The sequence below is a fragment of the Flavobacterium sp. 28YEA47A genome (assembly GCF_041262125.1).
In the GTDB taxonomy this organism is placed as follows: Bacteria; Bacteroidota; Bacteroidia; order Flavobacteriales; family Flavobacteriaceae; genus Flavobacterium.
This window is the reverse complement of the sequence record NZ_JBGCCI010000001.1, coordinates 39,594-54,999: the sequence shown is the minus strand read 5'-3', so window position 1 is coordinate 54,999 and position 15,406 is coordinate 39,594. Positions and strand designations below refer to the sequence as shown.

The 15,406-nt window shown below is 35.6% G+C and carries 14 protein-coding genes; 4 read left to right on the top strand and 10 right to left on the bottom strand.

The features are described from left to right. Positions 1 to 4: 4 nt before the first annotated feature. The 6 genes from ABH942_RS00235 to ABH942_RS00210 form a co-directional block, all read right to left on the bottom strand. Complete coding sequence (locus ABH942_RS00235) at positions 5 to 217, bottom strand: hypothetical protein (protein WP_370028823.1); 213 nt, start codon at positions 215 to 217, stop codon at positions 5 to 7. Between the two features lie 99 nt (positions 218 to 316). Beyond that, positions 317 to 706 (bottom strand): hypothetical protein, encoded by a 390-nt coding sequence (locus ABH942_RS00230; RefSeq protein WP_370028821.1) that lies wholly within the window; start codon positions 704 to 706, stop codon positions 317 to 319. A 34-nt stretch (positions 707 to 740) separates the two neighbouring features. Beyond that, positions 741 to 1,196, bottom strand: coding sequence for a DUF2589 domain-containing protein (locus tag ABH942_RS00225; RefSeq protein WP_370028819.1), 456 nt, complete (start codon positions 1,194 to 1,196; stop codon positions 741 to 743). 21 nt (positions 1,197 to 1,217) lie between these two features. Beyond that, on the bottom strand, positions 1,218 to 1,499 hold the full coding sequence (locus ABH942_RS00220) for a hypothetical protein (protein WP_370028817.1): 282 nt from the start codon (positions 1,497 to 1,499) through the stop codon (positions 1,218 to 1,220). A 28-nt stretch (positions 1,500 to 1,527) separates the two neighbouring features. Further along, positions 1,528 to 2,229 (bottom strand): DUF2589 domain-containing protein, encoded by a 702-nt coding sequence (locus ABH942_RS00215; RefSeq protein WP_370028815.1) that lies wholly within the window; start codon positions 2,227 to 2,229, stop codon positions 1,528 to 1,530. Between the two features lie 21 nt (positions 2,230 to 2,250). Then, positions 2,251 to 2,850 (bottom strand): hypothetical protein, encoded by a 600-nt coding sequence (locus ABH942_RS00210; protein ID WP_370028814.1) that lies wholly within the window; start codon positions 2,848 to 2,850, stop codon positions 2,251 to 2,253. A 185-nt stretch (positions 2,851 to 3,035) separates the two neighbouring features. On the opposite strand from ABH942_RS00210, the gene ABH942_RS00205 reads away from it, so the two are divergent. From ABH942_RS00205 to ABH942_RS00195, 3 genes are all read left to right on the top strand, one after another. After that, positions 3,036 to 3,464 carry a hypothetical protein gene (locus ABH942_RS00205; protein WP_370028812.1) on the top strand — a complete coding sequence of 143 codons (429 nt, stop codon included), beginning with the start codon at positions 3,036 to 3,038 and terminating at the stop codon, positions 3,462 to 3,464. Positions 3,465 to 3,676: 212 nt separating this feature from the next. Then, on the top strand, positions 3,677 to 5,305 hold the full coding sequence (locus ABH942_RS00200) for an ATP-binding protein (protein WP_370028811.1): 1,629 nt from the start codon (positions 3,677 to 3,679) through the stop codon (positions 5,303 to 5,305). Positions 5,306 to 5,308: 3 nt separating this feature from the next. Next, positions 5,309 to 6,058 carry a LytR/AlgR family response regulator transcription factor gene (locus tag ABH942_RS00195; protein ID WP_370028810.1) on the top strand — a complete coding sequence of 250 codons (750 nt, stop codon included), beginning with the start codon at positions 5,309 to 5,311 and terminating at the stop codon, positions 6,056 to 6,058. Here ABH942_RS00195 and ABH942_RS00190 read toward each other — a convergent pair whose 3' ends face one another. From ABH942_RS00190 to ABH942_RS00175, 4 genes are all read right to left on the bottom strand, one after another. Continuing rightward, positions 6,059 to 6,904, bottom strand: coding sequence for a DMT family transporter (locus ABH942_RS00190; protein ID WP_370028808.1), 846 nt, complete (start codon positions 6,902 to 6,904; stop codon positions 6,059 to 6,061). Between the two features lie 305 nt (positions 6,905 to 7,209). Next, positions 7,210 to 9,186 (bottom strand): DUF3857 domain-containing protein, encoded by a 1,977-nt coding sequence (locus ABH942_RS00185; RefSeq protein ID WP_370028806.1) that lies wholly within the window; start codon positions 9,184 to 9,186, stop codon positions 7,210 to 7,212. After that, complete coding sequence (locus tag ABH942_RS00180) at positions 9,183 to 11,132, bottom strand: DUF3857 domain-containing protein (RefSeq protein ID WP_370028804.1); 1,950 nt, start codon at positions 11,130 to 11,132, stop codon at positions 9,183 to 9,185. The genes ABH942_RS00185 and ABH942_RS00180 overlap by 4 nt, the downstream gene beginning before the upstream one ends. Beyond that, positions 11,098 to 14,352, bottom strand: coding sequence for a tetratricopeptide repeat protein (locus tag ABH942_RS00175; RefSeq protein WP_370028802.1), 3,255 nt, complete (start codon positions 14,350 to 14,352; stop codon positions 11,098 to 11,100). Before ABH942_RS00175 ends, ABH942_RS00180 begins: the two co-directional genes overlap by 35 nt. Before the next feature lie 155 nt (positions 14,353 to 14,507). Here ABH942_RS00175 and ABH942_RS00170 point away from each other — a divergent pair, with 155 nt between their 5' ends. Then, a complete protein-coding gene (locus ABH942_RS00170) occupies positions 14,508 to 15,383 on the top strand; it encodes a clan AA aspartic protease (RefSeq protein ID WP_370028801.1) in 876 nt (291 codons plus the stop codon). Positions 15,384 to 15,406: the final 23 nt, after the last annotated feature.

Below are 15,406 nucleotides of genomic sequence, written 5' to 3'. Positions count from 1 at the left end.
AATATTAGTTTTTTGCTAATTCATCCAGGTTAACAGCTTCATATTTGCTGATATCGACTTTTTGTCGGATTTCGCAATTAGGGTAGGGCACGCCTTTTTTTTGAGAAAAATCGGCTATAGCGAAAATGCATAATTCGTCATCTAAGGCCAGCCTGTTAAGACTGGTTACATAAAGCATTTCTTGATGCTTTCCTTTAACGGTTAGTAAGCTTCCCATAACTATATTTTTTTAGGTGAAACAAATAGTTAAACCTCTTTACATCCGGATGTTTTTTTGAGGAACCCAAAAGGGTTTTTATGCTATGCTTGAGAAAAACTATCTTCTGAAATCACTTACAGTTTGTCCTTTTTCACGGTAAGAAATTTCTATGATTCTCGGCGTGCCGTCCAGGTTTTGGATAATATAGAAATGGAAAGCGTAACCCGAGTTGTCTCTTCCTGTGAAGTGAAGGCAAAATCCTCCTGATCTAAGGTCTTCCGGCTGGTGCGAGCCTTGTTCGATACTAACTTGCTCAACCCTGCCAGGATTAGTAGCAATATCAATAAACTCAAGTACCCAATGATCGCTAAAATGATTGCGGGCGTTACGAAAAGCGCCAACAACAAGCGATTCAGTAAGCGTATCCAGAAATGCCTGGTATTTGCCATATGTTTTAACATAGTCTTGACGAGCCACATTCCAGCCCTTTTTGAAAATCAGTGCCATAATTTTTTAAATTTTAATGGTTAGTAATTGATTTTTAGATTACACTCTTGACTAAATAGTCATTGATTCTTAAGAAAGATTCTGAAGGATCACCTGCCTCAAAGGTGATGTCAACTTTTGCAGTGGCCTGTTTTTTTCCAAAAATACCGCCGCTTCCGCCCATATCGATGTCCAGGCTAGGCCCGTTTTTGCTATCCGACTGGTCTATTTTTATTTTGCCAAGTCCTACTTCGAAACTCAGTTTCAGTTCTTTGATTTTTATAGCAGTTGGCGGAAGAAGGCTCAGTAGCGGAACTCTCAATGTGGTCATTGCCTCTGGATCGTCGTCCGGATCGAGAGTTGGAACATGGATCTCCTGTATGATAGGTTTTCCGTCTTCATCAAAATATTTCGCTATCTGCATGATATGCTGCTCTTCCGTAATTTCTTGGGCTTTTAATGCAGCGTTGTGGATAGCCTGTAACAGATGGTCAAATCTTTGTTGCGACATGATATGGTTGTTTTTTTAAAGTTATTTTTCATCAAGCCAGTAAGGTTTTCTGGCAAATCCAACATGGTAAGTTGTGCTCTGCATGTTGAGCTCATGCTCGCCCAGCTTAAAGCTTCCAATAGAAATGTCTTTTCCTATTATGATGCCTTTAGGGTGCTGTGACAGGCATTTGTTAAGCAACACCAACTGATCTTCCCGCATATCGTCTGTAAAAGGCGCACTCGGATTAACAGTACCTATGGTTACTTTTTTGATATATCGTATCTCTGCGATTGTGGTCTTTTTTGAATTGTCAGGAATCATGGCAGTTGGCGTTAACTTAATAGATTAATTAATTGTTTTCTGAAGTCGGATTTGCTTCTGTACCGTCAGCATTTACAAGCTTACCTTGTTCTTTCGGTTTTCCGTCTTCGCCTCTTTCAATCTCACCATTTGCATTTGGCTTGTAGGCCACAATCTGGCGTGGTTTAGCAGCGTCGTTCATAATGTCCAGTACTCTGGCCAAACCTTCCGGCATACCGTGGTTGGTAGCTTTTACGGCTACATGATATTTGGCTGAATGGTCAGTAGAACGCGTGTTTTCTTTGCTCGATGAAATCGATCCCGAAACGCTGGCATTGATAGAAAAGAAGGCAATTTTTGCGCTCATAGAAGCACTGAATTCTCCTTTTGAAGCAGAAGATTCTACAGTTTTGGTGGAGCTTTTAACCTCCATGTCAAAAGTGATATCGACAAGATCTACCTGTAAGTTTGGAATCGGTACGATGGCAAGCATCGGTACTTTCATTTTTACTTCTTCGACAGTAGCATTTCCATCCTTGTCCTGTCCGGGACGTTCGAAAACGAAGTCTACCATACGTGCAGGTCCAGGCATGATTGCGCCGTTTTCATCTTTTACTTTTTCAAAACCGATGTCATTGATAAAGGCAGCTGTAGACTTTGCCAGATCGGTGTTTGACTTTACGGCTGCCGATAACGGCCCACCGATCAGGTCTTCCATAGGAAGTCCCTTAAATTGGTCTCCAATGTTCATAATGTAAATATTTAAGAATTATTAACTCGTAGTGAAGTCGGATTCTTCCAGCAAAGTGTACGTGAAAGAATTGCCGTAGAGTCCCTTGGCTTTGTTGCAGATGCCCATAAAGAAATGGAAATCGGCTACTTTTTGGAACACGGTGCATCCGGCCGACCATTTTTCGACCGTTAGCGATTCTGAAGTAGGATTGCTTCGGTGAATGTTGATTCCGAAAACGCCTTGGTGTTGTGGTCCGGAAAAATCCAGTTTGCCATCTTTATTGGCGTCTCTCCAGACTTTTACAGGTGCTTTTTGTACCAAAGCTTCGTATTGGCCTTTATGAAGCCCGATCTGGTGGGAACCTTTATATTGTCCCGGAACCAAAATGGCTGTACCATTAACATTGGTCGGGTTTTTGAGCCAGTATAATCCCGGATCAGTCGTAACCGAAAATGTGAAAATTTGCGAGCTAAGACTTTCATCCCTGTAAACAAGGTATAAGGTGTCGTCAAAAGAATTTGCTACAAGATTTTTACTTCGGATGCCAATAATGTTGACATTATAAGGCTTGTTCTGGTCAAAAAAGTCATATCCTTTTTTTGTAAGAACTTTTTGAATTTCAGCAATTGATGGTTTCATTGTCTTGTTTTTTAAATGAATATTGATTTTCAATTATTTACAAGACAATATTATCGCAACCCTAAAGGCTTTTGGACTGAAATGGCATAAGCGGTAAAACGAGAGGTATAAACGGTACGATAAAGGGAATAAACTTTATTTGTTTATTTTTACTATTAACTTAACCTGTTAAACTATTTTATGTCATGACAAAAATTAAATTTAAAAGCCCGATTTTACTGACCCATCCGGATTCTAAACAAAATCTAACACTTGTTTCCCCTTTGCTACATGCAAAATTTCAAAAAGGAGATACGGAAGGTAAAGAGAAATGGACTTTAGAAATCATCTGTACGCTACAAGTTTCCCGAGAGTATATTGAAAAGAGTATTGATATATCTATGGATGATGGTCTTCAGATGATGGGTATACTGCCAATAAAGAAAATATTTTTAAATAAGATCGATAATTTTGATTATAGAGTTGACCATTTGTGGTATATAGAAACAGAAACATTTGAATTGGATGAGTTTTATAATATAATTGAACTCTCTGTTGATGATGATCCGGATTGTAGCGGCAAAAGAAGAGGGGGAAAGACTGTGGGAATATATACGTCTCTTTCTAAACCTTAAAAGATGAAAATCATAATTATTTTTTTTTTGGATGTTACACTGTATTAGGACAAGATGAATCTACAGATGTTGCATCATTGCTTAAACAGCAATGCCCCATATGCAGGCATTATGTTAATAAACAACTCCCATTACTAGCAGACAATAAGAAAGGGACAAAAGACGGAAAACAAAAACCGGATTTTGTCCCTTTTCACAATATGCATGTGCAATTGGAGGAAAAGAAATATGCCGAGGTACTTCCTTTTATATTGGCTTCAATAGCAAACTATAGTGAAACTCCAAAAAATGACACGTTGCTTTATCTGTCTTATTATGCAAAAGGAAGTTTTTATACTAAAAATGGTTTGAAAGATCAGTCATTAGCGCCTATGCTACAGGCAGAAAAAGTCAGCAAAAGCATGGAAAATCCTCCCGGAAAAATTGGCTTCTATTCTGATATAGCCAACCTTTTTTTTGAACTTAGTAAGTATGAGGAAGCTCTTCAATATTATTTAGATCTGATACATAAAAATGATTTCAGTACTGATAAAAAGATTCAGGGTGCTATATACAATAATATGGCACGGTGTTATGCTACTATTGAGACACACGATTTTGAAAAAGCCGAATCCTACTATAAAAAAAGCCTTGCCTTTTATGGTGAGCTTCAGGATAGCCTTAATTTGGCAACAGTTCATTTGAATCTTGGTGATCTGTACTTTGAACAATATAAAGATCGTATGGCAATTGCCCATTTAAAAAAGGCGCTTCTTTATTCTGACGCTTCTCAAGCAGCCGATATAAAAGATGATATTTATTTTAATCTTTCACTGGCAATGGAATCCGCAGGTGATACTAAAAAGGCGTTGGCATTTTATAAGAAATATGTTGAACAGCTGGAAGGAATATGGAATAGGGATAGGATTTGGGGACTAGCCGAACAGGAAAAAAAGTTTGTAGTTGATAAAAAACAAACCGAAATTAAACTTTTAGAAAAAGAAGCCAAACTTCAGAAAATGCTTCTTGAAGCCAAACGACAGCAAAGCAATACTTTTTTTTCTATTGCTTCGGCATTATTGCTTTTGCTTCTGATAGGTTTATATTCCTACCGTCAACGGATAAAAAAAAATAAGGTTATTGCCATGCAAAATTTGCAGCTTGATGAACTCAATAAAACCAAAGACCGTCTTTTTTCTATCATTGCCCATGATTTGAGAACTCCGGTGCATCTGCTTAAAGAGAGTAATCTGAAACTGAAGAGCGCTTTGAAAAAAAATGAACTTCCTATTTTAGAAAAACAGCTTGAGTTTAATATTAGAATGACAGAAAATACTTACTCTATGTTGGATAATTTACTATATTGGTCATTGGAACAAAAAAAAGGTACTTTCTTTAAAAAGGAACCATTGCCTTTGGATTCTATTGTTGAACAGGTTCTTATGAATTATAGCGATGCGCTAAAAATGAAAAAAATTGAGCTAAAGAAGAATATTCCGGAAGGAATACAGATTTATGCGGATTCCAATGCTTTTAAAATTGTGCTTCGAAATATTATAGATAATGCAATAAAATTTACTCATGAAGACGGCCGCATATTGATAAACGCCAGTGTTCGTAAAAACCAGGCAGAACTTGTGATAGAAGATAATGGGATAGGAATTAAAAAAACAGTGCTGGAAACTATTTTTAATTCAGGAAGAGAGTCACGGCAAAAAGATACATCGGGAAGAATAAGCACCGGTTTGGGACTTGAGTTATGCCGAATCATGACTGAAAAAAATGAGGGTGAACTTTACCTGGATAGTGAAGAAGGAAAAGGAACTTCGGTTCGGATTTTATTTGAATTAGTAAAAAATTAGATTATGGCAAAAATACGTATACTCATTATTGAAGATGATTCCCTGCAAGCCGGATCGTTGCAGGATGCTTTGGAAGAAAAAGGATATGAAGTAACAGCAATAGCTGCAAATCTCAAAGATGCGCTGGGTTATTTTTATGCCCAAAAGCCTGACATCGTTATAATTGATGTTTATCTTGGAAATAATCCGGACGGCATTGTCTTTGCCCAGCGGATTAATGAAAACCCGGCTACATTAAGGCCATTCGTATTCCTGACATCAGCCGTAGACAGAGAAACTTTTGAAGCTGCCCGGTTAACCAATCCCTACAGTTACCTGATAAAACCTTTTAATGTTTTGGAATTACAGTTTGCGATTGAGCTTGCAATAGAAAGATTTGTAGAAATGCCGGGAATGTTTTCTACCCGACAAACCGGAACCGTGGTGATGGATGCTTTTTTGCTTATCAAGAAGAAAGAAGCTCTGACAAAAGTGCTGTTTAATAGTATTGAACAAGTCAAGGTAGAAGGCAAATATGTTTCTATTGCAACAGAGGAAGAAGCCTTTCTTATAGAAATGTCTTTAAAATTACTGCAACAAAAATTGCCTGAAAAACAATTTATTCAGGTACATCGTAATTATGTAGTTAATATGAATCTTGTCAAAAAACTGCATTTATCAGATAATGACATAGAACTTTTGTCTGGCAATAGGATACCAATGAGCAGAAGGTTCAAGGAAAAATTTATGGAACACTATTCCATTCTAAAATAGCTATCGTCTGGAAGTGATTGTTGATCCTGCTGAAGCGGCAACCACGAAAACTACTGCTAAGATTTCGTTGAATGAAAGATACTCCTGTAAAAATATAAAGGCACAGATTGCGGCCGCAGCAGGTTCTAAACTCATCAAAATGCTGAACGTGCGTGCAGGAAGCCTACCCAACGCTTTCATTTCTAAAGTAAATGGAATGGCGCTTGATAAAAGAGCCAAAGCGATTCCCATACCTAAAAATTTAGGAGTAAGACTGTCTAGTCCATCTCCAAAAATTCCGAAAGGCACAACAAGGCAAGCGGCTATAAGCATTCCTGTTGCAACGGCTTCATTGCCGTCCATCCTTTTTGAAATTTTTCCTCCAAGAACGATATAAGCTGCCCAAAAAACACCCGCCAGTGTAGCTAACGCCGCGCCCAGAATATCCACTCCGTTTGTTGTCCACGGAGCAATCAACACAATCCCTACAGCAGCAAGCAATACCCATAAAAAATCAACGGCACGTTTTGAGCCCAATACGGCTACCATTAAAGGGCCGATGAATTCTAATGTTACGGCTAATCCTATGGGAATTCTTTCGATTGCAAAATAAAACACCAGGTTCATGGCTCCTAAGCAAAGACCATAAGGAATCACAAATTTCCATTGCTTTTTTGTAAGTTTTGTCAATTTTGGCCTGTAAACGGTCATTAAAATCAACGCCGATATACCAATACGTAGTGACGCAGTTCCCGCAGCACCTATGGACGGAAAAAGTGTTTTGGCAATCGCTGCTCCCGATTGTACGCTGATTATGGCAAAAAGTACAGCAGGAATAGGAGGGATGTTGATGTTTCTGAGTCTCATAGAATGATTGCGTTGGAGACGACAAAACTACAAAATTAGCATTTGCGCTATTAGCAAAAGATAAAATACTTTTAAATGACTATCGGGAAGTTTATACCAGATTAGGTTTTATTATTAGGAATTTTGCGGCTCTGCGCCTTTGCGTGAAATAGTTGCTCGCAAAGGCGCAGAGCCGCAAAGAAAGAAAAGGAATTTGTTTTTGGTATGAAGTTTTAGATAATCAGAGCATTAATCGAACTTTTAAAGTCACTTTTGTATCTTTTAAAAACAAAAAATCCGGGTTATCCCGGATTTTCTTGTGTAATCTATTGCTTATTTAATATGATAACAATTTTATTAAAATCAGCCGCAGCGTTAATTACGGTTCTGTATGCTTCAAAGTTTTCGAGAGGATAATGTAATATGTTATAATACTCCTTGTTTTCTACGATAATTTCATTTCCTTTTTTCTCATACTTGCTAATAAATGCCGCTTCAGTTTTGCCATTTATGTCAGCCGTATAATTCATATTGAACTTGTCCAGGTTTTTTACAGTAACTCCTTCCGGCAGTATTATTCTTATTTTACGGGTATAAGCGTGGGGAAAACTGATTTCTACAGGTGACATACGTTTGTTTTCCTGATAAAGTTCCATCTGTTTTCCAATAGTCTGGCCCACAGAAAAAAGGTAATTTTCTCCTGCCTTACGAATCAGATCTTTTCCTTCAAATGCTACGTTTATCACAAATGGTTTTTTGCCAATATTGTCAACTCCATCATTTTCGGTTGTCAACGTTTTGAATTCCGTCTCGACCGTATAATTTTGGGCAATATTTTTGAGCAAGTCCTTATATTGTTCCGGAGAGGCAAAATCTTTAATCGGTTGGAAATTAAAAGCAGAATAGCCGCCAAATTGAATTTTATCGGTTATCATTGGATTTTCAATATCTTTTGTAAAATCTATGACAATGTCTATCAAATCATGTGTTACTTCTACACTTGGAATATCGATAGCTGCGATTTCACCAATTCCCATTTTTGTTCCCGCAAAAACTTTTTCTTTTATAAAAAGCCCATTCGTTCCGGCCAATTCAGCAGGTATTAATGGAATTCTGTATTCAATTTCTGTTGGAGTCATAAATTTCTTGATAGTCGGGAAATAGAACAACAATTCGTCCAGGTTTTCATAACTTTCAAACTCCTTATCAAAAGGTTTTTTATAACGATTGGATGTGAATACCATATTGTTTTCTACACCCATTTTTTGGAATACGGCAATATAAAGCCTTAAAATGTCGGTTTGGTTGGCTTGTTTTGATTTGATAATATCCTGTAATGTTTCCTGGTTATTGATATAGCGGTTATAGTTTATTGTTTTCTTGATTTTATTCTCAATATTCCAAACCTGTTCCTGTACATCATTAGATTTAGCAATGCCTTTGCAAAACTCATCTATAGCTTTTTGCTCTTTTTTGTCATACTGCGGATGAAATCTTTCGTATAAGGTTGTTGAGAATTCCTTGAAGTTATTAAGATTTTTGGAGCCGTTAGCTAAATTTTCATCCAGTTTGTAACGGAATCGTTTGATATTGTTGTTCCAGTTTGAATAGCTTTCATTGTCATCAAGAGCAGGCGTATCGGTTTCGCTTACAGTAAGGGTATTGTTTTTTTCGTTAGGCTGTTTTTTTTCAATTACAGCTTCAGAAAGTCCGTTATAGCTTTTAGTACGGAATATCAAATGTTCAGGATAAATTAGTTGGAAGGTGCTTTTTGCAATAGGATATTCATCCTGCATTTTTACAGTATAGCCTTTAATTTCAGGAAATTCTTCTATAATGAATATCTTTTCAATTATAGCTCCTTTTTCAAGTCCATTGACTGCAAAATATTTGAATTTAATACCTCTTTCTTCATCTGTTTCTTCTTTTATATCGCTATTGTGAAGTTCGATTATTTTGCCATTTTTTAGAATAACACGCGCTTTAGTAGAGAATACGCTTTCGTTGGCTCCAAAAGGAATATAGATCTTATTATTTCGTTCAATGGCATCGTCACTATTGATATATCTCTTTTCATGTATAAGATAATATTGGATGGCCTTGCCTTTTTCAATAAGAAGCTCAATTTTTGTATTTCGTTCTAAAATAGCTTCCTTTTCATCTTTGTATTTTGAAGGAATATCTGTTTTGGCTTGTTTTTCATCCCAATTATAGTTTTTAAAAGAAAAGTCCTGGGCAAAGACGTTAAGGCTAGAAAAAACAAGGAGGGTTAGTATTGTTTTTATTCTGAATTTAGAATTCATTTTTCGCTAAGTATTAAAGTTTGTGTATAGGTGTTTTTAAGCTTTTTAATCGTCTCATTCCACAAGGCAAAATCAGATTGTTCGAGCAATATTTTTTTTAATCTTATCTTTAAGGCTAAAGAAACTTTGCCGGCTGTGTTTGTATACTGGCATTCAAATTTCATAAGAGCATTGTCAAAACTGAAATTTTCAGGCAGGTATTTTACGGAATAGTTTTTTGGCAATTCCAATTCATAACGGCCATTATAAGCTGCTAAATATTCTAAATCGAATGCGGTGACGCGATCCGGTTCCAGTGACAATTTTTCATACATGCGGTCTAGGAAAAGATTTACATACAATTCTTTATCTACCTGTATGGCATAATCCGAGAGTTCAAAATTAAAATCGATTTGATAAGGCTTCTCGCGATCAGAAACGTTTTTTTCAGAAAATTCCTTGAGATTAAATTTGTTGTTACCTTTAAGCACCAGGCTTTTAATCATATCAAAACGCCTTTTATTGGAAGCATCTCCAATTTGAGACAGTATGCTGCTTCTGGCAAATCCTTTAAATTCTACAGTTCCGGAACCTATAATTTTTTCTTTATCAAAACTTAATTTTAGCACTTCCATAGTTTCATTATTCTCTGCTTCAACTATCGGAACTTTTATGATTTTATAGCTATCACCATTGCTAATCAGGGCTTCTTTTCCTTGTATGAAAGAAGTTGGGATTCCGTAGCGGCTTTCGCGATCTGTAGCGTCGAGAAATACATAATTTCCATTGTCATTATATACAGCAATCATGTGATTATCAACCGAAGGAGTAGAAAGCTGTTCATAAGAATAAGGGATTTCGCGTGTCCCAATCCAGGAAACGGTTACATTTTTTATTCCCGCATAATTAGCCATTGAAGTAATAATGCTGGACATATCCTTACAATCGCCAAATTTGCGCTTGTAAACAAGGCTGGCTTCACGCGGAATAAAGCCTTCATATCCATTTTCAAAAGCGATATATTTAATATTGTCTTTTACCCAATAGAATATTTTTTTGATTTTTTCAGTGTCTGATGTTACTCCTGCTGTGAGTTCAATAGAAAGTGTTTTGAGCTCATCATCGTCTGTTCTGTTTAGGTTTTTTATAAATGATTTGTAGTAATTGTACAGCTCTTGTGTGTTGTCCAATACATTGGTTTTGTTTTTATCAATAGTGTAATCCTTGACATACACGTTTATATGCGGAATAAAATAGCGATAGCCGGGATTATTCGGTTCCATTTTTACTGCCTTTACATCTTTTAATGTCCAGCTATAAATGTATTTTCCTTTTTTTTCAGTTTTAGAAAACTCAATACTGTTTGTAGGATCATTAAATATACGATATCCTATGTTGATGTCTTTATCAGTACGGACTTCCAGTGTAGAGTTTATTATTGGAAAATTGTCACCAAAAATAAAACTATGCAATAAAAAAGGATCTACAAATTCCGTTTGTACGCTATATACTTTTTTAGCTCCGGCTTCAAGGTTTGAAAAAATAAGCTGCCTTTCCTTTACATCGTTGTAAAAAACAGAGTTTTGTTTTGCTTGTTTTTCATTAGTCTGAGTAACTTTAATTTTACGGTCTTTCCCTTTGTCGTTGATTACTGAATAGGCTTCGTATTTATTAAGTTTTACTAACTCTGAATACGAAAAATTTTCTTGATTGTTTTGGATCCCGTTTTCAGATAAGATCATGGATTCATAATAGTTGTCTTGCAAAACACGGAGTTTCTTATTCTCAATAAAAATATCGTAAGAACTTTTATTGCTGATAACGACTTCATTTATGTCTCCATACTTTTTTTTATATTCCAAAAACAAAGGTGTTTTCTCCTGTGCCTTGACTTGTATGGACAACAGAAACAAGAATATAAAAAAGTGTTTTTTATTTACTGATTTCAACAAGTGCGTCTGAATCATATCGTTGGGTTTGGGAAACAATTCCATTAGTGTAAATTTTGCAAAGGCCATGCAATTCATCGTTTTTATATTCTGCTGTTATCCAGGGTTTTCCATCTTCTTTAAAAAACTCCTGTAATCCTTCAAAATTGGAATTTTTAAAGTTTTCCTTTTTATAAATCTTTCCGTTCGCATAATATTCAATTCTTGGGCCAGTCAAAAAGCCCATATCGTAATTGATTTCATATTCTGGCCTGCCTTCCTGATTATTAACTACTAGCTTGCCATCATTATTGCCTTTAACAAAATTAATTTCAATAGCAGTCTTTCCATTTGGATAGGATGAAATTATTTTGGCTGTTTGTCCAACAACAGGAGTTTTTTCAGTTAGTTTTCCGTTCTTGTCAAGTTTTATATAATAGAGCAGTGCAGCATTCTGATATCCTAATATAAGAATGTTATCGCCTTTTTGATTATAGTATTTAACTTCGCCTTCTATGTTGCCGTTATGTTGGTTGTATTCCAGATACTTCCCTTTATTATGATAATAGCGCGTCGAAAGTCCCGTATTGCTGCCAAATATATCCGTATCAGACATCCTGATGTTTCCGGCGATGTCATAATATTTGCCTATGCCGTCTGCTTTTCCAGAATATGAACTCCTTTCACTGATTAGTGCTCCAGTTGGACCATAAGCAGATTGTTTGCCATGTCTGACACCATTTATATAATTATTATCGCTTATTATCTTGCCATTTTTGTTCTTAATGATATACTTTCCTTCAAATACACCATTTTTCAGCGTATATTCATGTATTTCTGTACCGCCATATAATGCAACAGTAATTTTCTCATTTTTATTGGTATAATCAATTTCATTAAATTTTTTACCGTCAGAATTATAAGTTTCCAATTTTACAGGAGAGGAATTCATATAGGATGTCACAAAATTAACATTGCCATTTTGCCAATAACTGATACTCTTATACAGTTCACCATTTATATAGAAATCTTCTTGTGAAACACTTCCGTCAGAATGAAAAGACTTATGTGGTCCATTTAATTGTCCGTTTTTATAATGATAAATATTAGATAAAGCTCCGTGTCCATAGCTTTCATAAACTCCTGAAATAGTATCATTAACATAATTAAAGACAGAAGAAGGTCGTTCATCCATGTTATATGTTTTTGCAAGGCCGGTTAGTATTCCATTTTCATAGTTTTCTTTTTTACTCAAGGCACCGGTATTATAAAAATAACTCCATTCTCCTTTTTTCTTTCCTTTTTCATAACCACCTTTTATGAGTACTGAGCCTTCTATGTTTTTCATTAGATAGGTTCCTTTGCTTACTGGTATGTCAGTTGGTTTTGAATTGCCAGTTTCAAATTGCAGGGCAGTTTTTATTTCTCCTTTTTTGTTGTATGTTTCTTGAAAATAAAGAGCATCATTGCCATTGAAGTAGTTATTGGTTGCAACATATCCTTCTTTATCATAAAGTGTTTCATACGATTTTTTTCCATTGGCAAGATTGGATACTAGAGTAGCAGGATTATTATTCTGATAAGTGGTTTCTTCTTTAAGAATTCCATCGGGATAATAGACTTTATAAGGAGATGTGATTTTTCCTGCCTTATATTCAATTTCAGATTTTAATACCTTTCCGTTGAAGTATTCATATACTTTACCATCCACTTCGTCCATTGTATAAGAGTACGTTTTTGATATATTGCCTGCTTCATCATATTGAACACAATTGCCATTTACCTTTCCTTTTGAGTAGTTGATTTCACTTTTCTTAGTGCCATTTTCATAAAAGCAGATAAGCGCTCCGTCACGTTCATTATTGACAAAATTCACTTCACAGCTTTTCCCTCCATTAACATAATAGGTAGTACTGATTCCGTCAAGCAGATCATTTTTGTAATTTTCAATAAACTCGATATTGCCATTTTCGTAATATTTGGTTCTTTTGCCTTCAACTTTGCCTTTAGAATAATTGTTCTCTTCTGTCAGTTTGCCTTTATTATCATAATATTTTTGCAGGCCATCCAATTCATCATTAATCAGATTAAGTTCACTGATCATATTTCCTTCTTCATTGAGAACCTTGTATTTGCCTACTTTTTTGCCGTTTTCTTCTTTGCCTAAAAGATATGGCCTGTTATTTTTCAGGTAAACGATCACTTGTTCCTGCTTACCGAACAAATCAACATTACGTCTTGCAAATACCTGCCAGAAATCTTTAGAAAGATACGTTTCATTGAAAGCTGTCATTTTTTTATTCTGAGAGGTAAGTTTCTTGCCCAACTGTTCTTTCATGCCTAATAGTATATGGTAGGAAAAACCTTCAAATTGTTTTTTCTTTACAATATCAGCAAGCCAAGGAACATAGGTTGTTTCAAAAAAACCATTTTCCATTTTATGTTCTACGGCATATTCGGCAATAGCCTGTACCTGGCGAGTAATCACATCATCAATGGTCGAATTGACTTTGTAGGCACTTTTTAGAGGCAATGAATTACGCAAAATGACGTCAATCTCTTCGAAATTATCACCGGATTTGGAGAATGTCAGTTTGCTTTTCTCCAGGTAATTTTCTGAAAACTTCGCATTTAGCTTTAAGATTGCATTTTTACAACCTTCACCTTCATTAATTAGTGACAGATAGGCAAGAAGAGCCATTGAGCCTTCCGTTACGCGACCATCTTCAAGCGCTATCATACCTATAAGATAATGAGAACCGGCGTGATTTGGATTTATAGAAATTGCTTTTTCAAGATAGTCCACACATTTTTGGCGTTCCTCTTTGCGAAGATAGAGCAAGGCTAAATTGTAAAGTAATCTACTTGAATTTGGATATATTTTTAGAGCTTCAAAAAACATCTTTTCTGCCTTATCATAATCTTTTTGATCGCTTAAAAGACTCCCATAAGCCATATAAAAAGAAGGGTCCTCTTTCATATAACCTTTGTTGTAGGCATCTTCATAAAATGCTTTTGCCGCTTCCTTATCTTCGCCAGCAGCAAGCGCTAAAGCTTTTTCATATTGAGCCGTATAGAATTTAGGGTCATTTTTCACAATCTTATCAAATGCCTTAATAGCTTCTTGATATTTTCCTTCATCATAGAGCTGTATACCGTTTCTTAAAAAAGAGTCGCTGTCATATACAAAAGAATAATCGGTTTGTGAATAACCAACGCTGCTAAGCCCTAAAACAAAGGCTATGAATATGTTTTTCATATTGGGAATTAATTTTCCCAAATATAATTTTTTTGTAAAAATTTCCAAGCTATTCGAAAAATTTTAATCTCTTTTTTCTTACTCTATTTTATGAAATATTTATGAAGACAACTTCTATATTTGTGCCGCATAGACAACCCTGAAAACATCATTCAATGAAAAAATATCTACTTGTCGTAATCATCCTATTGTCAATTACTGCTCACTCACAGAATAAAGCATCTTTACCAGATACGATTCCTTTAATTATCAATAGCCAAAACACAATTTATGTCAAGGCCGTTTTTAATAAAATTGATACTTTAAATCTGAATTTTGATACAGGTACTACAGAATTAGTACTGACAAACGATGTGAGAAAAAACAAATTGAAGTCTGTACCTGAGCTTTACACTACGTTTTACGATGTCAGAATAGGCAAGCATGATTACAATACAAAAGTATATGATGCTGAATTGACCGGACATGGCACAGATGGAAGATTTGGCTGGGATTTATTCAAAGGCAAGGTAGTAGAGCTTAATTATGACAAGAACATTATGGTTGTTCATTCTAAATTACCCGACTATGTTGTGAAAGACAACGCATTTTCAAAACTTGGAATTACGTTTTTTAAGGGACTTGTTTTGGTAGAAAGCAAAATTTCGCAGGATGGAATAGACAATACGGCTTTGTTTTTATTTGACTCAGGTTATCAAAGGACAGCTATGCTTGATAACGATTTGCTGAAAGAAGGTAATTTTCCTGCCGATAAGATGAAAGTGATAAAAAAAGTCATCATGAGAGGCGCACAAGGAAACGAAGTGCCTGTGATTACAGCAGACTTGCAGTCACTGAAAATTGGAAAATATGAACTGAAAGATGTTCCGGTACAGCAAATCACGGGAAACAAGCCATTACGTGGAGCCAATATCCATATTCTTGGAAATGAAGTATTGAAAAGATTTGACACTTTCTTAGATTTTCAAAACAATGTGGTTTATTTAAAGCCAAATCGTCTTTTTAATGCAGAATATATTGAGAAAAGCTAATAGGTAGCCACTCACTTTTGACT